The sequence below is a fragment of the Colwellia psychrerythraea 34H genome (assembly GCF_000012325.1).
Lineage (GTDB): Bacteria > Pseudomonadota > Gammaproteobacteria > Enterobacterales > Alteromonadaceae > Colwellia > Colwellia psychrerythraea_A.
The window spans coordinates 4,960,104-4,982,821 of the sequence record NC_003910.7; the positions used below are offsets into that span (position 1 = coordinate 4,960,104).

General features: G+C 38.2%; 16 protein-coding genes. 6 read left to right on the top strand and 10 right to left on the bottom strand.

Going from position 1 to position 22,718, the window contains the following annotated elements; translation table 11 throughout:
* Positions 1 to 160: 160 nt before the first annotated feature.
* Positions 161 to 1,855 (bottom strand): L-lactate permease, encoded by a 1,695-nt coding sequence (locus CPS_RS21075; protein WP_011045415.1) that lies wholly within the window; start codon positions 1,853 to 1,855, stop codon positions 161 to 163.
* A 392-nt stretch (positions 1,856 to 2,247) separates the two neighbouring features.
* On the opposite strand from CPS_RS21075, the gene CPS_RS21080 reads away from it, so the two are divergent.
* Positions 2,248 to 3,150, top strand: coding sequence for a LysR family transcriptional regulator (locus CPS_RS21080; RefSeq protein WP_011045416.1), 903 nt, complete (start codon positions 2,248 to 2,250; stop codon positions 3,148 to 3,150).
* Between the two features lie 125 nt (positions 3,151 to 3,275).
* On the opposite strand, the gene CPS_RS21085 is transcribed toward CPS_RS21080, so the two are convergent.
* The gene (locus CPS_RS21085; RefSeq protein WP_011045417.1) at positions 3,276 to 4,877 is read right to left on the bottom strand and encodes a methyl-accepting chemotaxis protein; all 1,602 of its coding nucleotides are present in this window, start codon (positions 4,875 to 4,877) and stop codon (positions 3,276 to 3,278) included.
* A 335-nt stretch (positions 4,878 to 5,212) separates the two neighbouring features.
* On the opposite strand from CPS_RS21085, the gene CPS_RS21090 reads away from it, so the two are divergent.
* On the top strand, positions 5,213 to 5,662 hold the full coding sequence (locus CPS_RS21090; RefSeq protein WP_011045418.1) for a carboxymuconolactone decarboxylase family protein: 450 nt from the start codon (positions 5,213 to 5,215) through the stop codon (positions 5,660 to 5,662).
* A 53-nt stretch (positions 5,663 to 5,715) separates the two neighbouring features.
* Positions 5,716 to 6,534 (top strand): helix-turn-helix domain-containing protein, encoded by an 819-nt coding sequence (locus tag CPS_RS21095; RefSeq protein WP_011045419.1) that lies wholly within the window; start codon positions 5,716 to 5,718, stop codon positions 6,532 to 6,534.
* Positions 6,535 to 6,557: 23 nt separating this feature from the next.
* On the opposite strand, the gene CPS_RS21100 is transcribed toward CPS_RS21095, so the two are convergent.
* The 4 genes from CPS_RS21100 to CPS_RS21115 form a co-directional block, all read right to left on the bottom strand.
* Positions 6,558 to 8,156 (bottom strand): bacteriohemerythrin, encoded by a 1,599-nt coding sequence (locus CPS_RS21100; RefSeq protein ID WP_041737161.1) that lies wholly within the window; start codon positions 8,154 to 8,156, stop codon positions 6,558 to 6,560.
* The gene (locus tag CPS_RS21105; protein ID WP_011045421.1) at positions 8,153 to 10,201 is read right to left on the bottom strand and encodes a GGDEF and EAL domain-containing protein; all 2,049 of its coding nucleotides are present in this window, start codon (positions 10,199 to 10,201) and stop codon (positions 8,153 to 8,155) included. Before CPS_RS21105 ends, CPS_RS21100 begins: the two co-directional genes overlap by 4 nt.
* A gap of 267 nt (positions 10,202 to 10,468) precedes the next feature.
* Positions 10,469 to 11,251: a DUF4097 family beta strand repeat-containing protein gene (locus CPS_RS21110; RefSeq protein ID WP_011045422.1), complete on the bottom strand. Its 783-nt coding sequence runs from the start codon at positions 11,249 to 11,251 to the stop codon at positions 10,469 to 10,471.
* 158 nt (positions 11,252 to 11,409) lie between these two features.
* Positions 11,410 to 12,399, bottom strand: a complete 990-nt coding sequence (locus CPS_RS21115) for a YeiH family protein (protein WP_011045423.1) — start codon at positions 12,397 to 12,399, stop codon at positions 11,410 to 11,412.
* 200 nt (positions 12,400 to 12,599) lie between these two features.
* Between CPS_RS21115 and CPS_RS21120 the strand changes: the two genes are divergently transcribed.
* Positions 12,600 to 13,490 carry a LysR family transcriptional regulator gene (locus CPS_RS21120; protein WP_011045424.1) on the top strand — a complete coding sequence of 297 codons (891 nt, stop codon included), beginning with the start codon at positions 12,600 to 12,602 and terminating at the stop codon, positions 13,488 to 13,490.
* 106 nt (positions 13,491 to 13,596) lie between these two features.
* Here CPS_RS21120 and CPS_RS21125 read toward each other — a convergent pair whose 3' ends face one another.
* The 3 genes from CPS_RS21125 to CPS_RS21135 all read right to left on the bottom strand — a co-directional run bounded on the left by CPS_RS21125 (position 13,597) and on the right by CPS_RS21135 (position 18,237).
* On the bottom strand, positions 13,597 to 16,107 hold the full coding sequence (locus tag CPS_RS21125; RefSeq protein ID WP_011045425.1) for an ABC transporter permease: 2,511 nt from the start codon (positions 16,105 to 16,107) through the stop codon (positions 13,597 to 13,599).
* Positions 16,108 to 16,127: 20 nt separating this feature from the next.
* A complete protein-coding gene (locus CPS_RS21130; protein WP_011045426.1) occupies positions 16,128 to 16,820 on the bottom strand; it encodes an ABC transporter ATP-binding protein in 693 nt (230 codons plus the stop codon).
* A gap of 121 nt (positions 16,821 to 16,941) precedes the next feature.
* Positions 16,942 to 18,237 carry an efflux RND transporter periplasmic adaptor subunit gene (locus tag CPS_RS21135; RefSeq protein ID WP_011045427.1) on the bottom strand — a complete coding sequence of 432 codons (1,296 nt, stop codon included), beginning with the start codon at positions 18,235 to 18,237 and terminating at the stop codon, positions 16,942 to 16,944.
* A gap of 613 nt (positions 18,238 to 18,850) precedes the next feature.
* On the opposite strand from CPS_RS21135, the gene CPS_RS21145 reads away from it, so the two are divergent.
* Positions 18,851 to 20,302 (top strand): sigma-54-dependent transcriptional regulator, encoded by a 1,452-nt coding sequence (locus CPS_RS21145; protein ID WP_011045429.1) that lies wholly within the window; start codon positions 18,851 to 18,853, stop codon positions 20,300 to 20,302.
* Complete coding sequence (locus tag CPS_RS21150; protein WP_041737167.1) at positions 20,292 to 21,680, top strand: sensor histidine kinase; 1,389 nt, start codon at positions 20,292 to 20,294, stop codon at positions 21,678 to 21,680. Before CPS_RS21145 ends, CPS_RS21150 begins: the two co-directional genes overlap by 11 nt.
* A gap of 25 nt (positions 21,681 to 21,705) precedes the next feature.
* Here the strand turns inward: CPS_RS21150 and CPS_RS21155 are convergent, their stop codons facing one another.
* Entirely contained in the window at positions 21,706 to 22,686 is a 981-nt protein-coding gene (locus tag CPS_RS21155) for a WD40 repeat domain-containing protein (RefSeq protein WP_011045431.1), read from the bottom strand.
* Between the last annotated feature and the right edge of the window lie 32 nt (positions 22,687 to 22,718).

Below are 22,718 nucleotides of genomic sequence, written 5' to 3' on the forward strand. Positions count from 1 at the left end.
AATCACAGTTTCAAAAAATAGTGTTAATCAATCATTTCAAAACTGTTGAAGTAGCTAGCTTATATAAATAGCTGCACGAGTATGTAAACTTGCAAACCTAGGCATAATTGAGGACAAGCCTGGCTGCAAGTTTTTGATGGCTATTTAATTAGCCCATTACTTAGCCGAGTAAGGGATCACTAATGTTGAATACATTGATAGCAATTAACCCAAGCACGCCGACAGCTATTACATAATAAATAGTTGGTAATATGGTTTTGCGCAATGTTCTACCCTCTTGCCCTAATAAACCAACAGTTGCGGAAGCTGCTACCACATTATGAATAGCTATCATGTTGCCTGCAGCTGCACCTATAGCTTGTAAAGCGACAAGTAAGGCACCTGAAACAGACAGTGCATTAGCAACTTCGAACTGAAACTGACTTAACATCATATTACTCACGGTATTTGAACCCGCAATAAAAGCACCAAGGGCACCAATACTAGGCGCAAACAAGGGGTATAGATCGCCAAACGTTTGCGCAACAAAACTTGCCATTGCAACCGGCATCGCTGCTAAGTCAGCGCCATTAACACCTGAGTTGATTAATATGCGTACCATAGGGATGGTAAAGATAAGTACAAAACCGGCACCCACTAGCGTAGTCGTTGACTGTTTAGCTGCATCTACCACTTGTTTGAATTTCATCTGATGCAAAAATAATGTCAGAATACAAACAAAGAACAAAATACCACCGGGTAGATATAAAGGCTGAACACTCGCACTAATACCTACTTCACCAAGAATGTTGCTAAAGCCAAATGAAAGGCTCTTTAATAACGCTTTAAATTCAGTTGAAACACGGCTAAGCACAAGGATTATTGCAACAAGTAAATACGGTAACCACGCTCTAGTTAACGACATTGATTTTTTAGCTTCGCTGTTATCTTGTTTAAATGATATTTTGCCTAACCAGTGAGCAGGCCATTGTTCTTTTGGTGCGAAATCCCATGCCTTTTTTGGCATAAGAAAGCCACGTTTTGCTAGCGGTACCACAATAGCCATACCGACCAATGCGCCAATTAGTGAAGGAAACTCAGGACCAAGAAAAACGCCCGTTAATGCGTAAGGGACGGTAAAAGCTAAGCCAGCAAAGATTGCAAAAGGAGCAATTTCAAAACCTTCTTTCCAACTTTTATTCTGACCAAAGAATCGCGTCAACATCACCACCATGAAAAGTGGCATTAACGTACCTACAATGGCATGCCCAATGGCAACCTCTGAGGTTATTAATCGTAAAAATTGCTCCCAACTACTGCCATTAGCAATTAATTGCTCAGTAAGATTACTCTTATCTAAGCCGCTACTAACACCAATAATAATGGGTGTACCTACCGCGCCAAATGACACCGGTGTTGATTGAATCATCATACCAATCATCACCGCCGATATTGCAGGGAAACCAATAGCCACCAGTAAAGGTGCAGCAATGGCCGCAGGTGTACCAAAACCTGATGCGCCTTCAATAAAGCAACCAAAGAGCCAAGCAATAATAATTGCCTGCACCCTGCGATCTGGGCTGATATTAGTAAAACCGGCTCTTATACGTAAAATAGCGCCAGAGTGCTGTAAGGTATTGAGCAACATTATTGCGCCAAAAATGATCCACAAAACAGCAATGGTGATCATTAATCCTTGAAGGGAGCTGGCAACGATTCGATTAAAGCTCATTTCCCAGGCAAAAAAGGCTATAGCTGCTGTTACGGTGTAAACAACAGGCATAGCCTTTTTTGCTGGCCAATGAAGCCCTATAAGTAATATTGCCGACAGTGCAATCGGCATAAACGCGAGTAAAGCTTGTAGTGTAATTGACATATTTTATCCTCGCCCTACTTTCATTTTCAGTAGGTGCTTTGTTATAGTTTTATATACCCAAGCTATTTGAAGATGTGTGTTTCAGGACGCCTGAGCGATTCATGCTCATGGCGCCTCATTGTATTAAGGGTTATTCCCTTAAAAAAGGAGGCAACGAAGTGCATGTTTTGCTCAGTCATCCCCGTAGGGCTGGTTTAGAAATGCTTTATGCTGTGTTATTGATTTCGACAAGGGAACAACCATTATCTTCTATCAAACCCTTACCTAGAGGCATTTCTAATTCCAGCTGAAATATTCATCTTCATGTAGCTTGGATATACAATCTAACCCTAACGACATTATTTATGAATAGCGCTATAATGAATTCATTATTAACTAAAAGAGTGTAATAGATGCCTAATGCTAGCGAATTGGCTTTGTTTTCATTAATTGTTGAAGCTAAATCCTTCAATAAAGCTGCCCAGTTGGCAGAAATATCACCAGCAGCACTGAGTAAAAAAATATCTAAACTTGAGAAAAATTTAGGCATTCAATTGTTGTATAGAACAACAAGACGATTAAGTTTAACGGAGGCAGGCGAAATACTTTACAGCCACTCTAAGGATATTAATAAGCAAGTAAATGATGCAGTTAGTGCCGTTAGTAGTTTTAGCGAAGGTCTATCTGGCACCATAAAAATGACAGTGCCAACCATTTCAGGGGAATTAATACTCGCGCAAGCGGTTGCTGAATTTTGTCAGCTACATCCCAAATTAAGTGTTGAAATGCGCTTAGAAAATGAGTTTGTTGATTTGATTAAAGAAGGACAAGATTTAGCAATTAGAACGGGTGTATTAAGTGACTCTAGTTTAATAGCAAAACCGCTACTGCAGTCAAATTGGATCGTATGTTGTGCGCCATCTTACATTGAAAAGCATGGTACCCCACAAACACCTCAAGAATTATCCCGACACAACTGCATGGCATACACCTATCAAGACAAAGGTGCGCATGATTGGTATTTTAGTCAGTCAGACGAAGCCTATTATGTAAAAATTTCAGGAAACTTTGCCACGAATAACTCACAAGCATTACGTAAAGCAGCTCTGGCAGGGTATGGCATTGTCTATGTGCCACGCTGTAGTGTTTATGATGATATGCAACGGGGTGACTTAGTACAATTGTTACCTGAATTTCATGGCCGTCAATTAGGCATTTATGCGGTATATCCTTATACCAAACATCAGTCTCAAAAAGTACGCCTGTTAATTGAGCATATAAAAGATTGCTATCAACAACAGGCCGAATACTTCTAATATCCTGATTATTACTGTGTGACTGCTGACTTTATACCCAAACCACTTGAAGATGCGTGTTTCAGGACGCTTAAGCGACTCATGATCAAAACTGCATCTTCATGTGGGTTGGGTATAGAACACGATTAAGTGCGGAATCGTTCAACAGATTTGTTAAAACTAATCGCTAACTCTGTCATTTTCAATGAGGTGTCTCGGCTTTCCATACTGCCTTGGCACACCGCATCACCCACGGTTTTAAAATCTTCTACCCATGAGCGCATATCTACCACTTGATGATGTGATTGCTCGGCCTGACTGGCAACTTCAGTACTTACATTACTTAAACTCAAGATGCTTGATTGAATTAATGACAGAGATTCAACTGTTTTTTGTGACAACGCAACGGCTTGATCAGCCTGCGTTTGGTTGCTTTCCATAGAAGTAACGATTTGAGAAATAGCGCCAACAATGCCTGCCAACATAGTATTAATCTCAATCGTAGACTGATGAGTACGTGTGGCAAGAGTTCGAACCTCATCGGCAACAACAGCAAAACCTCGACCAGACTCACCCGCTCTTGCCGCTTCTATTGCAGCATTGAGCGCTAGTAAGTTTGTTTGATCAGCAATACCCGCAATGGTGCTTACTACCGTAGAGACTTGATCACCCGATTTACGTAACTCAATTAACATTTCAGAGGACGCTTCAATATTGTTCGCTAATGAAGAAATACTTGTTGACGTTTTAGCTACTTGTTGTGCTCCGTTTTCAACCGCTTGCGCGCCTTCTTTGGCTTGTTCAGCTGCACTATTTGATTGTTCAAAACCATTGGATATTTGGCTTTCTAAGGTCACCATACTTGATAACAGCAACTCTATTTTTTCATTTAATAAATTAACTTGTACATCAGCATTTTCAGAAGTGGAACCCAGTACATCGACCAACTCATTTATGTTATTAGCGATATGTCTGACATCAGTAATACCACTATTAAAGGCTTTAAGTAGACGGTTAACACTATCAGCAGCAAGACCAATTTCATCATTAGAGAGTGCTGGTACAACCCTTGTTAGATCATAGTTTTTTGCTACCTGATCCAATTCTTCAGCCAATTCTCGAATAGGTAAAGCTATTTTTTTGTGGGAAAGGGTATACGCAACTACTGCGACTGTCACTATGCTAGCAAGCAGAGCTAATACTAGTCGCTGAATATCAGCGATTTCAGTGTAGATTGCTGCCGAGCTATTATTCGCATCTTGGCTAACATCTTTACTTATTTTGGTTAACTTTTCAGAAACATTTCTTGAGTGCGTATCAACTTCGACTAAGATAGCTCGCGCGCCATCCCAATCAACTTCATCAGCGGTCATAACACGCTGAAGTTGAGTCATTACGGTAACTAATTCATTAATTTCTTCAACTATTGTTCGGTATTCTTGGTGCGACGATAATGCACCATTTGCCATCAATAATTGGTCCAGACGTTGCTTTTTTTCATTTATTACATTAGAGAATTCATTCGCCTCAATCATAGTTCCGTACAAGCCGTACGCCGCTATTTGTATAGCATCTAATGATTGTTTCACTTGTTGTAAATCACTTAACTCAGGCAAGGTTGCACCAATGAACTGGCTAGTTCGTTGCTTTACTTCACTCGCAGCACCAAACAAAGTTACTGAAGCCGCAATAGCGACAATTAAAACTAACAAATAACCTAGTAAGACTTTTTTACTAATTGAAGCCATTTAATTCCTCTGGAGTGTAATAAGCTGAGCATCGTACACTTATACACGAAAAAGAAATCAAATATAGGAACTTGTCTATAAAAATATAATTTACTCAGATATTTCATCACTATGATTCGAGCAATACATGAGACTTCAATGAGATAATAGCTTTCAACAATCAGAACAATTTAAAAAGTTTTTTAATTGATCTGATTGTTATTTTTAGCCACTTAATAATTATCTCAATATGGATTATCGTCAAAAAGCTTAATAATAAAATCATTCATGTCGAATTTATTCAATAAGTATCATTAGCCAGAGTTTATGCTGACTTTTTAATAAGGAATAAGCCCATGACGACACGATTAAATTACTTTGCCACCTCGCCTAAAGCGATGGATATTTTATTAAACCAAGAGAGCTACCTTGATGAAGCATTTAAAGGGAGTAAACTGCTATTAGAATTAGTAAAAATAAAAGTTTCACAAATTAATCAATGCGCACTGTGTATTGATATGCACAGCAAAGACGCACTAAAATCCGGTGAAAGTTTCGATCGTATTTATGGCTTAAACGCTTGGCGTGATATGACATGCTATTCAAAAAAAGAACAGTGCTCATTACAATGGGCAGAACTTATTGTATCAGACCAACCCGCTACAGATATTGAATACCAATCCGTTTTGCAAGTGTTAGGCGAGCAAACCTTGGTTGATTTAACCATAGCGATTAATGCCATTAGTAGTTGGAATCGTATTGCCAAAGCATTTAAGCCAGCCGTAGGCAGTTTCGATGCCAATTAACGCGATTTAAAACAGGATTGAGCTAAAAAGCATCTTTAAGGAGTCCGCTAAGCGTGCCAGAGCATTTAGATTTTACATTATTCCAACCTAAGGGACGCTTAGCTTCTATTGTACAAGGCGTGTGGTCAACTTCTGTTGCTATACATAGCTCAAATAACATAAAAAGATGGCTACACAGTGATGCCTGTAGTGGATTTTTGTTTAATCTAAGTGAGCCAATACAGTTAAATGACCTATCAATTTCTACCGGTGGCGTGCTGCTGCCAGTAAGTAAACAAGCACAAACAATTACCTTACCTCCCGGCGCAGTGGTGGTTGGCGTTCGCTTTCATCCAGCAATGAGTTTTGCCATTTTAGGCAACATTTATCAGCAAGCTACCCAGATAAAGAAATCTGAAACTAATATTCTTTCACTGCAAACACTTGGTAATCAGCTTGAGCAAGCAAAAGGCCATTACGCCCGTATTGTGGTATTTTATCGATGGTTAAATACCATGCTACTAACAATTGATAATATCCCTGCCCCTTTAATGTCAGCTTTAAAAGCATTAGAAGATAAAAAATCACCAGGGGAGTTGAGTAATCATGTGCTTTTAAGCCAACGGCAAATTGAACGGCACTTTCAAAAATGGTTGAATATGACGCCAAAATATTATCAAAGAATATCACGAGTCAAAAATGCGTTAAAAGTACTTAAACTTCATCCGGAAACAGCACTAGCCGATTTAGCGCTAAGCATAGGTTTCACCGATCAGGCGCACATGACCAGAGAGTTTAAGTATATCGCTAGAATCACCCCTAAGCATTATGCTCAAAAAGTGATTGATGATAAGAGCAATGCTCTATCAATAATAAAACCAAAAGTTGGCTAAGCATTGAATATTAATTAACACAACTATTTGAAGCTCGATTCTTCTATAGATAAAGCATAAGACTTATATTCCATATCAGCCTTTAAGATATGCTTAGCTAGCCAATTATAAAGAAACATGGCTATCTTATGGTGTACATCAAGATCATAATCATCGAGTTTACCTCGTAGTAAGTGAAATTTTTCTCTTAATTCACCATGCTTCTTAATGTGCTCTTCAGTGTCGGGGTAATTAATTTGTCTTAATAAGTTTTCCTCAGATTCAAAATGTAAATCAATATAAGAGGATAAACTTTGAAAGAGCATAATTGCAGCCTCCTTATTATCTTGATGGAAGAAGTCATTAATCATAGTAAAGAGCACTTTATGCTGTTCATCTATTTCTATATTGCCAATAGAATATTCCGCAATCCATTGAATACCAACTTTATCGGCTACTTTATGATGAGAGATAATCTCTATCGGATTTTTTACCGCTTTAGTCACGCTATTTAAAATGGCACTTTTCTTCAATGGTTTAATTAGGTAACCACTTAGTCCGAATGGGATCCAACGCTTAATGACCGATTTATCCTTATGATGGGCATACGCAATCACAGGTACTTTATTACCCTCTTCACGAATCAATCTTGTAACTTCTAGGCCATTAATTATTGGTAAGTCGTAGGCTAATAGCACTACATCTGGTTTGAAGGTTCGGATTTTTTCTAGTGCTGCTTGTCCGTCATTGACTAAAGCATATATAAATACCGTGTCAGCAAATATTTCCTCAATCACTTTGGTAAATAAATCAGAAGATTCTGCAATGAGTATTTTATAGCGAGACGTTTTAAGACATGCCTTTTCAGCATCCTCTGTAGTTAATAGATCCGTATTAACACCAATAACTGTTTTCTTTTTCGGTATATGGAGTTTTTCAATTCCCTGCTTTATTGACTGATTATTGGCTTTTAATTTTATTAATTGGTCTACAATTTTTTGAATACTACTCGAAACATTTTCATTAATGTCGCCAACCGAGAGTCCTATTAAATTTTGTAAAACCGCTTTGGCTTCCTTATTATCTAGCGCTTCATTTGTTGCCGATAAAATCTCATTTTCACATTTACTTACTTCCTGAGTAAATGATTTTTTCAAGGCGACTCCGTGTTCTATGCAAGACGCCAGTTCATCTTCACCTTCTGAAATAAGCTGCTCTAAACTACTATTCTTATGGTTTTCTATTAGCTTTAATTCTTGTAACAAAACCAGCTTTAACCGATAAGGATTGTTTAACGGGTTGATAATGACATAGTTATCAAATAGGCCATTTTCACAGGCTAAATAAGCACGGTAAGTTTCACGGTTACTAATGAGTAAAATAGCACTATGTGGCGCAATTTTTTGTTCGTACTCTTCTAAATAATTAATATAAAATTGGATGGTACTTTTAACATTGTTAGACGCTAGCAATAACACTTTAGGTTTCATTAACGTTATATCATGCAACTTTTTTGGATTATATTTGTAAGATTTAAATGAAAGCTCTAATTCCATTATTTGTTGAATAGCCGGTTCTACGCTATCACGGTCTTGGTAAACCATAATAACGTCGGGATGATTTGGTAAGCTTATTTGACTCATAAGTGATTTATCGCTTTAAGTGTTTTTATTTCATTGTTTTTCAAAGAAAAGTCAGCGAGCCAAACTTCAAAATCATGTGCTTTAAGAGGCCGACTGTAGAGATAACCTTGTTGATTGAAACAACCTAAGTCACTTAATTTATCGGCTTGTTCTTGTGTTTCTATTCCTTCAGCAATCACATCTACCTTAAAGGTTTTTGACAACAAAATGGTTGCCATCACAATCGCAACATCTTCAGGACAATGTTCGATGTTATCAACAAAACACTTATCAATTTTTACATTATCAATAGGTAAGCTTTTCAAACGTTGTAAGGAGGAATACCCAGTACCGAAGTCATCAATGGCGACTTTAACCCCTAACTCTCTTAAGGCACATAGAATCGGGGTATGGTAGTTATTGTCTTCTGAGAAGAGTGATTCTGTCACTTCAAGTTCAATAGACTCAGCAGGTAACATTTCATCTACTAATGTCTTTTTCACTTGGGCGAGAAGGTCATTTCGTTCAAATTGTCGTAGTGAAACATTAATTGCCATAACCCCAGTAAAGATATTTTTAATACGCCACTGTCTTAATTGCTGGCATGCCGTTTTTAAAACAAAATAACCAAGCTCTTTAATAGATCCGTTAGCTTCAGCGATTGGAATAAATAAATCAGGAGGGATTAACCCTTGCTCAGGGTGATTCCACCTAATTAAACACTCAACACCATATACTTCGTGGGTTTGTGTATTTACTTGTGGTTGGTACCAAACTGCAAATTGATCTTTTTCAATCGCTTGGGTAATTTCACTTTCAAGCTCTAGCCTTTGTTGTATAAGAGCCTTCTCTTTAACATCAAAAAATGAGTAATGATTACCTCCTGACTTTTTTATCTTATACATGGCAACATCAGCGAATGAAATAAGCTCCCTCACATCCTCAGAATCTGAAGGAAATTGGCTAACGCCAATACTAATTGTTGTCTTAAATTCACCATATTTAGTTTGAAAAGGGACTTCAAAAAGAGAGAGTATCTGCAAGCATATTTTATCTAGATTTTTTAGTGCTTTCTCGCCTTCAATAACAACAATAAACTCATCTCCACCAGTACGCGCTATAATGTCATTATCTCGTAACTTTGCTTCAAACCGGTTAGCAACACTCTTTAAAAGCTCATCCCCTACATCATGACCCAGCGAGTCATTAATCATCTTAAAGCGGTCTAGATCACAAAAAAGCACAGCGAAATAGGTCGGTTGTTCTTGATGAAGTACGCATAAATGGTTCAATTTCTCAAAAAGTAAATGCCGGTTAGGTAAACTAGTTAATGAATCATGGTAGGCATGAAAGTGCAGCTCTTCTTCAGACTTTTTTCGATTGGTGATATCTGTAAATTGGCAAATATAATTAGAAATTTGACTCTCTTTATTTCTAATACTGCTGATATTTAACCATTCAGGATACACTTCCCCATTTTTACGTTTATTCCAAATCTCCCCTTGCCAAGAACCTTGGTCAATTATTTGTTGCCAAAACTTTTTATAAAAATATTTATCCTGTTTCCCTGAATTTAAAATGGCAGGTGTTTTACCAATAACTTCTTCTTCACTGTACCCGGTTATATTTGAGAAGCTTTTATTGACCGTTTGTATCAATCCTTGATTATCAGTCACAATGATCGCTTCATTGGTATGATCGAATATTTGTTCAATAATAGAAGTTTTTGTTAGTTCGGCATAATTGCTTTCTTGAATAAATAGTAATATTTGTGCTGAATTTTGAGTCTGCTGGCGAAAGTAGCAAGTTTCTACTTGGAGGTTACTACCGTCTTTACGAGTGAGTATTGAATGATAATGTCCATAAATAGCACTTTTCCCTGATAATATTTTCTTTGCCGAACAGTTATCAATTTCATCTATATTTTGACCAAGTACATTTTCTTTTAGAAATCCTGTCATAGCGAGAAACTGTTCATTTACTTCCTCTAATTCGCCATTGAGATTTAAGACCAATATGCCGGTATCAATTTCACCTTGAGCTAATCCTTTATCTAAAAATGTCATCCCAAGTAATTCCTTTTATTAAGATGAGAGCTCACCTCTGAAATATATTCTTCATATACTTATATATTAGTTATAATTCAATATAATGCAATTTTTTACCTACTCAATATTATGTCTTGTCTGTGAATTTTTCCTGAGCGGGAAATAACTGAATTATCAGGGTGCATTATTGACGCTGAGTCATATTTTTTACATAAAAAAAGCGTAATAGATAACTATTACGCTTTGAAAATGGCATTGAAAATAGGGTGAGATTTAATGTCTACGTTATATCTCTTTTATACGCACGCTTCCACCGCTGGTTTTTAATACCAACTCAGGTCCGCCGCCATTGATAGTACCTTCAATTGAGCGTTTAGTGATTTTTCCATCAACGGTAAACTCACTTGATACACGCCCACCACTCGTTTTAGCCGAAAGGTTTACAGCTACATTTTTAACTAAATAAGCAGTAATAGAACCACCAGAAGTTTTGACCTTGCTATCTTTGGTCGGTTTTGTTGGTAATTTAAGCTCAATACTGCCACCAGAGGTATGGGCATCAATTTTTCCGGTGATATTATCCAGATCTAAACTGCCTCCTGAGGTTTTAATATCAACATTGCCTTGTATATCCTCTAATGAAATCGAACCACCTGAGGTATAAGCGTCTACTTCACCTTCAAGGTCTTCAATTTCGATAGAGCCACCACTGGTATTAAGATCTACATTATAAGTTTGCGGTAGAGTAACTTTATAGGTGACTCTTATATGGTTATTACCGAAGTTAAAGCCACTACGATCGAAATCACCTTTAATGGTGACATCGTCACCATTATTTTTAAAACTGACTTCCATGTCGTCTTCATTTTTTCCAGTGATTTCGACTTCAACAAGTACCGTTTCTTTTGCATGCGTTTCAATATCAATAGCACCAACATCAGTCGCAATTTTCAGTAAACCGCCATTGGCAACAGTAAACTCTTTATTAATGGTTTTGGCTTGTAAACCACCAGCCATTAACAAAAGAGCGATAGGTGCATATTTAAAAGTATTGTTCATCTTTAACATTAGGTATCTCCGTATATCTTTATTGGAATTTTCATGACAAGTGAATAAGTTTACTGCTCACTTAGCCAATTTTTTGGTCATTATTAAGTGAGATGCAACAAAGAAGTAAAAGGTTTAAAGCTAATTTTTATTTAAATAATAATTAAATACTTCAGCCCTTAGGCTAACCACGAACTTAAGAAAAAACCACCAATGATTAAAATAATAAAGAGTAATAATGCCAGCATTAGAGGTTTAGGTCCCGCTTCTTTAATAGTTGCCCACTGGGTTTGGGCGCCTAAAGCTGCCATTGCCATCGCTAAAGAAAATTGGCTGGCAAAACTCAATACTGTTTTAAGAAGTTCAGGCAAGATGACGATACTATTAATCATTGCAGTAGCCATAAAACCGAAAACAAACCAAGGAATAGCGATAACACTCTTTTCACGTTTAGTTTCACTATCAGCGTCAATACGATTTAGTGCTGCACTTAACATCAGAATAAATGGCGCTAACATCATCACTCGAATAAGCTTAACAACAACGGCCGTTTGCATAGTCTCGCCATTAATACTTTGTCCAGCAGCAACCGCTTGTGCGACTTCATGGGCAGTACTACCAATATAAATACCAAAAGACTGGTCGGTCATATCAACCCATTGATAAATAAACGGGTAGATAAACATCGCTAACGTACCGAAAAGCACGACAGTCGCAATGGCAATAGTAATGTGCTGTTGCTTTGGTTTAAGTACCGACTCAGTAGCAAGTATCGCTGCCGCACCACATATAGCACTACCAGCCGCAGTTAAAATGGCAACATCACGATGTAACTTCAAGACTTTAATGCCAACAACAGTACCCACAGTGAAAATTGTACTTATCATCACTAAGTCAATAACAACAGCTTGCCAGCCAACGGCCAATATTTGCTGAAAACTGAGGCCAAAACCAAATAATATAATGCCAAATCTCAGTAATTTCTGTTTGCAAAAAGTCGAAAAAAGTTGGTCTCTTTCATCTTCAACTCTCAATGAAAAATGCCCATAAAACATGCCAAAAACAATCGCTAATGGTAAAGCACTCAAACCAAAAGCAGATACTTGCTCTACTTTTGCTAAAGCAATTGCCAATAAGGCAATGATGGGAAGAACTATATAAGTGGGCATAACGCATCTCTTGTCTAATAAATGACTGTGTGTTTACACGTGACCACCAAAGAGTAATCACTTTATGGAATATAATATAACGTAAAGTTTTAAATAAGAATAATGGATTGATTCGATGTATAGTATTCAAAAAACCGAACTAAAGGTGCTGTGTTAAAACTGAGCACTCAGGCCAATAATTCTTAGGAGGAAATGAAGCTATGAGTATATCGATAAAAAAACTTCAACTGTTTGAAGCGACTGCACGCTTAGGGAAACTCACGAAAGCAGCCAGTGAACTCTCTTTAAGCCAATCAGCCGCCAGCCAAGCGTTAAAAGAATTAGAACAGAGTTTAGGTTACCCATTATTTGAGCGGACTGGTCGAGATTTATTGATCACCGAAAATGGTCTTAAGTCGTTGCCTAAAGTACGTCAAATAAGCGATTTACTTGATAGCTTAAAACTGGCCAATTTAAACACCATGAGTGGTGTATTGCGAGTAGTAGCCAGCGCCACCATCGCCACTTATTTACTACCTCAATTGATTGCAAAATTTGTAAAAATTTACCCTGAGGTTATACCTGAAATACATATAGGTAATACCCAAATGGTGATAGATTATTTAGATAAAGGTAAAGCCTCTATTGGTTTAATAGAAGGCCCTGCAGTGCATAGACATTTACAAATAACGCCATGGCAAGTGGATAAATTGCAAATTTTTTGTGCACCTGAACATTCATTAGCAGAAAAAGCGACTATCAATCTCGAACAGCTGCAGCAATACTCATGGGTATTGCGTGAACATGGCTCAGGAACACGCGCAATATTTGATGCTGCAATTGAACAAATGGGTGCCCAAATTAGCTTAGGTATTGAATTGACTAGACAGAGTGCTATAAAAGAATCGGTCAAAGCCGGTTTAGGCTTAGGTTGTCTGTCACAACTTAGCATTGCTGAAGAGCTAAATAACGGTGGATTAATTGCGTTACATTCACCATTAAATTTGTCTCGTCGTTTTGCTTTAGTCACCAATAAAAATAGCTATCACAACTCGCTAGCCCAAACATTCATTGATTACTTAATGGATGAGCCTCTGACAAGTAGAGGTTAATAGAAGCATAAAAACGGCAATGAAAAATATTCACTGCCGTTTTAGGTTTAGGTTTAGGTATTAGCGACTTATTACTCGCCTTTCTTTCATTATTAGCGCTAAACGCTTATTCATACCTAAGTGCCTTGATTGGATTTTTTCTCGCTACTTTAGCAGCATTACCGCCCACAGTGCTCCACGCAATAATCAGTGATAACAAACCAACACCTAAACATATTGGTACCAGCCAAATAGCATCTATGCGATAAGGAAATGCTTCTAACCAGGTTAGCATCAAGTAGGCAGAGATAGGCCAAGCAATGAGATTAGCCAATACTACAGGTTTGGAGAATTGCCAAATAAGTAAACCAACAATATCTTTAACACTCGCGCCCATCACTTTTCTGATACCGATTTCTTTGGTTCTTCTTTCTACCGTGAAAGCAGATAAACCATATAAACCTAAACAAGCTATAACAATGGCTATCAATGAAAACACCAAGAATAACTGGGCGGTGATGAGCTCATCATTGTATTGCGCTTTCATCATTTCACTCAAAAACTCTAAGTTAATAGGCTGCATTGGTACGTTGTTCTTCCACACACCTTCAATCGCACGAATCAAATTAGGAATATTATTGGTATCAAAAGAGATATTGGCTACCCGAAAACGTTCTGGATTCAACGTATATACTGAAGCTCTAACGCCAAACTTAATTGAGCGAAAGTAAACATCTGGGATAACGCCAATGATAGTTAAATGCTGTGTTCCGCGGATATCACTTTCCAATGTTTTACCAATAGCCTCTTGCGCACTGCTGAAACCGAACTTTTTCAAGGCCGAACTATTGAGTACCACACTTGATTGACCCACTGTATCTTTAGCAACGTCTTTAATGGTGTCTGAACCAAAATTTTCATCAAACAAACGGCCTGCTATCGGCTTCACTTGATAAGCTTCAAAAAATCCATAACCCATATTATGGTAATTCATCAATTCAGCTTCATTAGCTCCTCCATTGGCATGTGCTTCAAGTAGCTTAAAATTATTATTATTCTCATTGTCTTGCGATGGTGCCTCAGAAGAAAACGTTACACTCGTTACTTCAGACAAATTTAATAACTCTTGCGTTAAACTTGGTAAGTTATCCCCGGCGTTGCGAATACTAAGCACCAGTTTGTTATCACTTTCATAACCAACCGCCATGTTATTAGAGAAAATCGTTTGGCCATAAACAACCAAGGTTGAAATCACTAAAATAATGGATGTCGCGAATTGAAAAACCACCAACACGCTTCTAAATTTTGCCGAACTTTTCGACTCAACACTTTTACTCGATTTTAGAATTTGTCCAGGTAAGAAGCGTGATAAATACAATGCAGGATAAATGCCCGCGCCAATACCCACACAAACAGCCAGCCCAATTAAGGTGAACAATAAACTTGGATCATTCATTAGATGTAAAGCTAACTCTTTACCTAACACTTCATTATAAAATGGTAATGCTAATTCAACAGCGACCAAGGCAAACAATAAAGAGAGTAAAACTAAGGCAATCGCCTCACCTAAAAATTGAATAGCCACTTGAGTTCGGCTAGCGCCTAAGACCTTACGCATAGCAACTTCACGCGCTCTTTTACTGGCTTTAGCGGTAGATAGGTTCATAAAATTAATACAAGCAATAAGTAACACTAAGCTTGCGACAATAATAAAGGTAGTAATCATTTTACTATCGCCCATAGGGGTTAAATCCCCGCCATTACCCGCGTGGCTTTTGGCATGTAAATGCAAGTCTGCCACTGGCATTACTCGCAGTTTAATTAAATCGGTAACCTGCTTACCTGAGGCTTTTTCACCTAAAATATTAACAAGCATCTCAACCAGTGGACTTTCATTATTCATCCAAAAATTAATACGTTCTTGTAATTGCTCTGAAGAAATACCCGAATTCAATTTAAAATAGGTATAAACATTTAAGCTGGTCCAAGTATTTAACATGCCATCATTATCGCTAAACAAGGCTGGCTGTAAATAAATCACCATATCGGTATTTAAATGCGTCGCATCGGGTAAATTTTTCATCACTCCAGTGATAGTCAACGTTGCTGTATTGCCGGCAACACAGCATACGGTAAGCGTCTCACCAATAACGTCACTTTTACCAAAGTATTTGTAAGCTAACTCTTCAGTGATAACCAAGTCCATTGGTTTATTAAAGGAAGACTCTTTAGAGCCATGAATAAAAGGTAAATCAAAAACATTAAAGAAACTGCCATCAACCATAGTAAATTGTTCTGGAAAGGCATTTTCATTTTGTCTTACTGTCATATCAAACTGAATAAAACGTACGCCGGTTTCAATTTCATTTTTAGCAAAATCACGAATTGCTTCCATCATGCTACCCGCTGAACGGACAGAATCAAACGGTTCTTGATTAGGGATAGAATAGGCAGTGTGCGTACGTACTAGTTGACCATGATCTTTAATCCAGGTATCAAAACCGGATTCTTGGCGAACAAATAACATGATTAAAATACAGCTCATCAAACCGATGGCGAGACCAAAAATGTTAATAACCGAAAAAATACCGTTTTTAATGATATTACGCCAAGCGGTAATAAGGTAATTGTGAAACATAAAATTCTCCTAATTAGCAATTAAGCCGTTTGCTCAGCAGCACGAACACTTTGTGCAACCACATGACCATCAAATAAATTGATAGTACGTCTAGCGTAATCAGCATGTGCTGGGCTATGTGTCACCATCACTATAGTAGTGCCTTCATCGTTAAGTGCTTGTAACATTTCCATTACTTCTTGACCGTGTGCACTGTCTAAATTACCCGTTGGTTCATCGGCCAAAATCATTTTTTGATCACCAACAACCGCTCTAGCGACTGCGACTCGTTGTTGTTGCCCGCCAGATAACTGACTTGGTAAGTGCTTAGCGCGATGGGCAATACCCACTTTATCCATGACCTTTTCAACTTTAGCTTTGCGCTCTGCTGCTGGAATATTGTGATAAATTAAGGCTAATTCAATATTTTCAGCAACGGTTAACTCATCAATCAAATTAAAGTTTTGAAAGATAAAACCAATGCTTTTTTTACGAATAACGGAAAGCTGTTTTTCTGAATAACCAGCAACATTTTCGCCATTAAAGATATAATCACCACTACTGGGTGAATCCAACATACCAATAGTATTAAGTAAGGTTGATTTACCACAACCTGATGGTCCCATAATGGCAACAAACTCGCCTTGGGCAATTTCAATATTTACATTGTTTAAGGCTGATGTTTCTACATCTTCAGTTTGATATACGCGTGTTAAATTATGTAGTTTTAGCATGGTAAATTCCTTTGCTCTTCACGAGTCTTTTAATGTTCTGTTCAGTGATGAATTATGTTTATTACTTGTTATGTAAAGCTGTTCATTGCGGCCAGATAATCAGCCGCTAACGTGTGATTCACTAATTAAAGTTAAGGCGCTGCATCTCTTGGTAGCTGCTATAAGGGCTAGTGACAACTTGTTCACCAAGTTCAAGTCCTTCAATAACTTCTATAAATTGGTTATTTCGTCGTCCTAGGCGCACATTACGCTTCACCGCTTCGCTACCATTTGGGCTAACAACAAACATCCACTTGCCGCCAGTATCTTGAAAAAAGGCACCATTGGGGATCAACAGTGCTTCACTCGCATCGCCAAGTGTCAGCTTGATTTGAATGGTTTGTCCGCGGCGAATGCCTTTGGGCTGCTCGGAGGTAAATTTAAAATCGACTTCAAATTGACCGTTTTGCACTTGTGGATAGACTTTGGCAATGACTAAGGAGTAATTTTTATAGGTCGCCGTTTGACCAATATCGACACGGCCTAGGTAAAATTCATCAATAAAAGCAGTGAGCTTATAATCGTTAGGTGTATCTATTTGTCCAAGACGCTCACCGCGGGCAATGCTTTGGCCTACTTCAACATTAAAGCCAGATAACTTACCTGCTACCGGCGCTTTAACATTCATGTTGTCTAAATTTTGACGTGAAATAGCCAAGTTACTTTCTAAACGACGACTCGTGTATCTTAAAAACGTGAGTTGCTCTCCTTGCATACGAGCATCTGATTGCTGACTTTCAATAGTTAGCGCCAATCGGTCTTGATACCAAGTTAAGGTATCTTCAGTATCTTCCATTTTCGATTTGGTAATCGCACCCGTTGCGATAAGCGATTGTGAACGGTCAACTTGGCGAGTTAACAATTTAATTTGGTGCTTAATATCAACGATGTTACGTTTATGTTGTAGACGATTCTGCTCTAAATTTAACTCAATAGAGCGCATATTATTTAGTTGCTCTGCGACGCGTGTTTCATTGCCTAATACACTGAGTTGCAGTGAAGCATTTGACAACTCTACGATAAGATTACCCGCCGTTAAGCTCGCGCCATCTTCCACTAGAATCTTTTCTACACGTCCTCCTTCAATGGCATCCAAATAAACTGTTTTTGCCGGCGTAACTCGACCACGGATAGGGATGAAATCTTCAAAAACTCCTGAAGTTACTTTTGAAATAACTACCCGGCTATTATCTACTGATAATACTTTCCCCGTACTCTTACTAGCGATCATATAACCCGCAAAAACAACGATGAGCATGATCAAGGTTAGACTTAGCCATTTTTTCATTGGGCTAGCATTGGTGGTGACTTTACGATCCATTCCTGCACCCGAAACGGCATTAGTTACAGAAGTGAGCGGTGTGGTATTTTTTGTCATATTAACTTTTGTCATAGTAGTTTTGTCGCAATAATTTTATCGTAATAAGCTCTCAATAACGGAGCTGGCCTAAACCAAGAATAAATAAATTTAACGTTCTCTTTAGCCTTAGTAATCCAATAATCATTCCAACTTGTAATCGATTGTTTTTATTGCTTTTTATAAATAGTTGCTAAAATAACCTAGATTAAAACTGTACGTTTATGAACAGTAGGTGTACGTTAATGAACACTTTATGCAGTATATACCCAAGCCACTTGAAGATGCGTGTTTCAGGACGCTTGAACAATTCATGATCAAGGCGCTTCATTTTATTAAGGGTTATTCCCTTAAAAAAGGAGGCAACGAAGAACATGGTTTGCTCAGACGTCCCCGCAGGGCTGGTTTAGAAACGCTTTATGCTATGTTATTGATTTCGACAATAGAATAACTATTCTCTTCAATCAATGCCTTGCCTAAAGGTATTTCTAATGCCAGCTGAAACCTGCATCTTCAGGTAGTTTGGGTATGGATTACTAAAAACGACTGAAAAAAGCTAAGCGGTATCCAAAGACAACCTAGGCACTATCTAAGTACTGCCATTGCACTGACCAAAATTGAAGGGTGATTAAGCGTGAAGAAAGAAGGAAAAATTCTCATTGTTGATGACGATGAAGATATTTTAACGGCAGGTAAGTTATTACTAAAACGCCACTTTTCACAGGTAAGTACCTGCAATGTACCTGAACACATTCCTCGCTTTATTAACGATCAGCATTTTGATGCCATTATTTTGGATATGAATTTTGGTCCGGGTGAAAGCTCTGGTGCGCAGGGATTTTATTGGCTACAAAGGATATTAGAAATTAAGCCAGAAAGCGTCATTATCATGATCACCGCCCATGGTGGCGTTAATGTGGCAGTTGAAGCAATGAAGCTAGGCGCCACCGATTTTATTGCCAAACCTTGGCAAAATGAAAAAGTTATCGCAACGGTATCAACTGCAGTTTTACTGGGCAGAAGCCGTAGTGAAACGCAAAAATTACGTGAAACCAATAAAGTATTAGTACAAGCGAGTAACCCGGCAAGCCAGCAAAATATGCTCGGCCAATCTCAAGCGATGCAGCAAATACAATCGTTAATCGCTCGATCTGCACCAACTGAAGCTAATGTGATGATATTGGGTGAAAATGGGACTGGCAAAGAGTTAGTTGCCCGAGAGATACATCAACAAAGCGCTCGCGCTCAACAAGTGTTTATGTCTGTTGATTTAGGCGCAATCAGCGAAACTTTATTCGAAAGTGAATTATTTGGTCATAAAAAGGGTTCTTTTACTGGCGCACAACAAGATAGAGTTGGCCGGTTACAAGCGGCAGATGGTGGTACCTTATTTTTAGATGAGCTAGGAAACCTACCTCTTCATCTACAAGCAAAATTACTGACTGTATTAGAGCAGCGAAAAGTCACCCCCCTGGGTGCAAATAAAGCTATCGCCTTTAATGTTAGGGTCGTGTCAGCAACTAACTTATCTAAAGAAACGTTAAAAGATGAACAGCATTTCCGACAAGATTTATTATTTAGACTCAACACCGTTGAAATTAATTTGCCGCCTTTGCGCGAACGTAGCAGCGATATAACATTACTAGCCAGCCATTATGTCGACTTTTACGCAAAAAAATATCAGCAACAAGGTAAAGGTGTTAAACAGTTGAGTGATGACGCATTAGCAGCAATATCCTCTTATTCATGGCCCGGTAACATCAGAGAACTGCGCCACGCAATTGAGCGTGCGATGATATTAAGCCAATCTGAAATGCTGACTTCGGGTGATTTTCAGCTTGATGTCCCTAGCCATGTTAAACCAAGCCAATCGGCATCAACTTCAAAGCACAAGGTAATAACAAATCAGTTTGAAACAACCAGCGCTGAGATAATGCTACCAGAAGAGCTGAATTTAGAGCAAATTGAGAAAAATGCTATCGCTTTAGCCCTTAAAAAGCATCGATTTAATATAAGTCATACCGCAAAAGAACTTGGCTTAACACGTGCTGCACTCTACCGCCGGATGGAAAAACATGGACTTTAAACGCTTTTCACTCTTAATAGCCACGCGCACTATTTTAGCCATGCTCACGTTGATTTTTCTCACGCAAGCAATTATGAGTGATGGTTATCACGCGACCGTACTGTTGCTTTCGGCAGTATTACTGATACAGTTCTTTGAAATAACACGTTTTATTTCAAAGACCAATGCAGAATTAGTCCGCTTTTTTGAAGCCGTCCGCCATGCCGATTTTTCACAACGCTTTGAGCTAAAATCCCTTGGTACAGGATTTGATGAATTGGGTTCCACCTTTACTGATATTCTAAAACGTATTCAACGTGTGCGTTCAAATCAAGAGGCCGAACTACGACATATTAAAGCCATTATTGAACATGTCCCAGTACCGCTGTTAAGTATTGATCATAATGGTAAAATTACTTTATGGAACAATAGCGTCAGGCGCTTATTTGGTACCAATGCAGTCACCCATATAGATGATATGGCACAGTTTAATGAAGACTTCCCAAAAAAATTACAAAGTATTTTAGCGGGTGAGCGCACACTAGTTCATATCACTATTGATGACATGGAACATAAGCTCATTATCTCGGCGACTGAAATAACGACAGCAACACAGCAAGAAACCTTACTGAGTATGCAAGATATTCAAAGTGAGCTAGCACTAGCTCAATTGCAAGCATGGCAAGACTTGGTCAGTGTCTTAACTCACGAGATAATGAATAGTATTACGCCGGTAGCATCACTGGCTAAAACAGCTGTAGATTTAGTTCAAGATGTACAAGAAAAAACCCGGACCTTACCCGCTATTACCAACGAGATAACTGAAGAATTAGACGATGTATTAGGAGCAGTAAAAACTGTCGCTAGGCGAAGTGATGGCTTAATGCAGTTTGTCACCAGCTACCGTCGTTTAACACGCCTGCCCTCGCCTAATAAAAAAACAATATCAGTAGCGACTATATTCGACCACGTCACAACGTTAGCCAAGCAGAATTGGCAAAAAGATAACATTGAACTAACCGCGAGCATCACTCCTCAAGCTTTAGATATTCATGTTGATCCAGATATGATCGAACAAATATTGCTTAACTTATTGTTAAATGCTGAACACGCGTTAATTACAACAGCAGGAGTAATAGAGAAGAAAAACAGTACACCAAAAATAGCATTAAACGCATTTTTAAATGTCCGTGGCCATGTCATCATTGAAGTTGCTGATAATGGTAAAGGTATTGAAAATAAAAACATGACACAAATTTTTGTACCCTTTTTCACTACCAAAAAAGAAGGCTCGGGTGTCGGTTTAGCTTTAACAAGACAAGTGATGTTAGCTCATAATGGCAAGGTTGCTGTGCGTAACAATAGCCAAGGTGGCGCAACCTTTAGTTTAACTTTTTAACTGTCGCGCCTATTTAAATCTAAATTTACTCGCTAGGGTTAGGTAGTTGCCATTGCTCGAATAAACCATCACTATTGGTAGTGACAATTTTATCGTGAGCTAAATAAGCCACACTGAGTATTGACGAACGACCGCGAGTCATTTCAGATTGCCATTCAGCAACTAATGCACCATCAGATACTCGCCAAAGTTTAATAACTTGCTTAGGAGATCCCGTTAAAAGTAGCGAATTATCAGCAGAAAATAATGAATCATTAAACTCAAAGAAACGTAAACTAGTATCTAATTCAGCGAGGACTTTTCCCGTTGATGAATCCCAAAAAGTACGGTCTTTGATTGCATCTAACGTAAAAACAACCTTAGCATCACCACTAATTTTGACATGGTTCACTCTTGAACCATGAGAAAATTCCTGAACATTATCCCCTGAGCCAGTTTTCCATAAACGTGCTTTTTTATCACTTGAGCCAGTCAATGCAATTTCACCGTCATCAGACAAGCTCACCGAATTTATATCTAATCGATGTTTATCAAAAGTGCTGACCTTATTGCGCTTCACATCGATGATACTCGCTTTACCGCTGCGAAAGCCTAATAATATTTTTCTGCCATTTGCAGATATATCCATATCATTGATAATATTATCTGCAACTTGCCACTCACCTATGTGTTTATTACCCTGCATCGAATACAAACGCACCGACACTTGATTCGATACTAAATAAAATTGATTATTTTCACTAATATCAAGCAACTCGATGAATTGCGCATCATTACCCATTAAGCAATGTAATGGCGATTTCACCTGCTTTTTACTCCATAAACACACTGTTTTACCATCAGCAACTAAATTAAGCTGACCATCTTTAGAGAGTGCTGAGGCTGCAATGATGTTATCACTATGACTTAACGCTAATTCTGACGTACCGGTATGAACGTCTTGTTGGCTACAACCGAAAAGGCTTAATAGGCTTACCGCACTTATTAGCATTGCAACTTTTACCATACTCAAACATTCCTTAATAAATTTGTGATGAC

Bases quoted from the DNA above. Each gene is read 5' to 3' on its own strand.
- CPS_RS21155 (WP_011045431.1), bottom strand. From the start codon at position 22,686: ATGGTAAAAGTTGCAATGCTAATAAGTGCGGTAAGCCTATTAAGCCTT.
- CPS_RS21100 (WP_041737161.1), bottom strand. From the start codon at position 8,156: ATGAGTCAAATAAGCTTACCAAATCATCCCGACGTTATTATGGTTTAC.
- CPS_RS21110 (WP_011045422.1), bottom strand. From the start codon at position 11,251: ATGTTAAAGATGAACAATACTTTTAAATATGCACCTATCGCTCTTTTG.
- CPS_RS21120 (WP_011045424.1), top strand. From the start codon at position 12,600: ATGAGTATATCGATAAAAAAACTTCAACTGTTTGAAGCGACTGCACGC.
- CPS_RS21125 (WP_011045425.1), bottom strand. From the start codon at position 16,107: ATGTTTCACAATTACCTTATTACCGCTTGGCGTAATATCATTAAAAAC.
- CPS_RS21090 (WP_011045418.1), top strand. From the start codon at position 5,213: ATGACGACACGATTAAATTACTTTGCCACCTCGCCTAAAGCGATGGAT.
- CPS_RS21075 (WP_011045415.1), bottom strand. From the start codon at position 1,855: ATGTCAATTACACTACAAGCTTTACTCGCGTTTATGCCGATTGCACTG.
- CPS_RS21130 (WP_011045426.1), bottom strand. From the start codon at position 16,820: ATGCTAAAACTACATAATTTAACACGCGTATATCAAACTGAAGATGTA.
- CPS_RS21115 (WP_011045423.1), bottom strand. From the start codon at position 12,399: ATGCCCACTTATATAGTTCTTCCCATCATTGCCTTATTGGCAATTGCT.
- CPS_RS21135 (WP_011045427.1), bottom strand. From the start codon at position 18,237: ATGACAAAAAATACCACACCGCTCACTTCTGTAACTAATGCCGTTTCG.
- CPS_RS21085 (WP_011045417.1), bottom strand. From the start codon at position 4,877: ATGGCTTCAATTAGTAAAAAAGTCTTACTAGGTTATTTGTTAGTTTTA.
- CPS_RS21105 (WP_011045421.1), bottom strand. From the start codon at position 10,201: ATGACATTTTTAGATAAAGGATTAGCTCAAGGTGAAATTGATACCGGC.
- CPS_RS21080 (WP_011045416.1), top strand. From the start codon at position 2,248: ATGCCTAATGCTAGCGAATTGGCTTTGTTTTCATTAATTGTTGAAGCT.
- CPS_RS21150 (WP_041737167.1), top strand. From the start codon at position 20,292: ATGGACTTTAAACGCTTTTCACTCTTAATAGCCACGCGCACTATTTTA.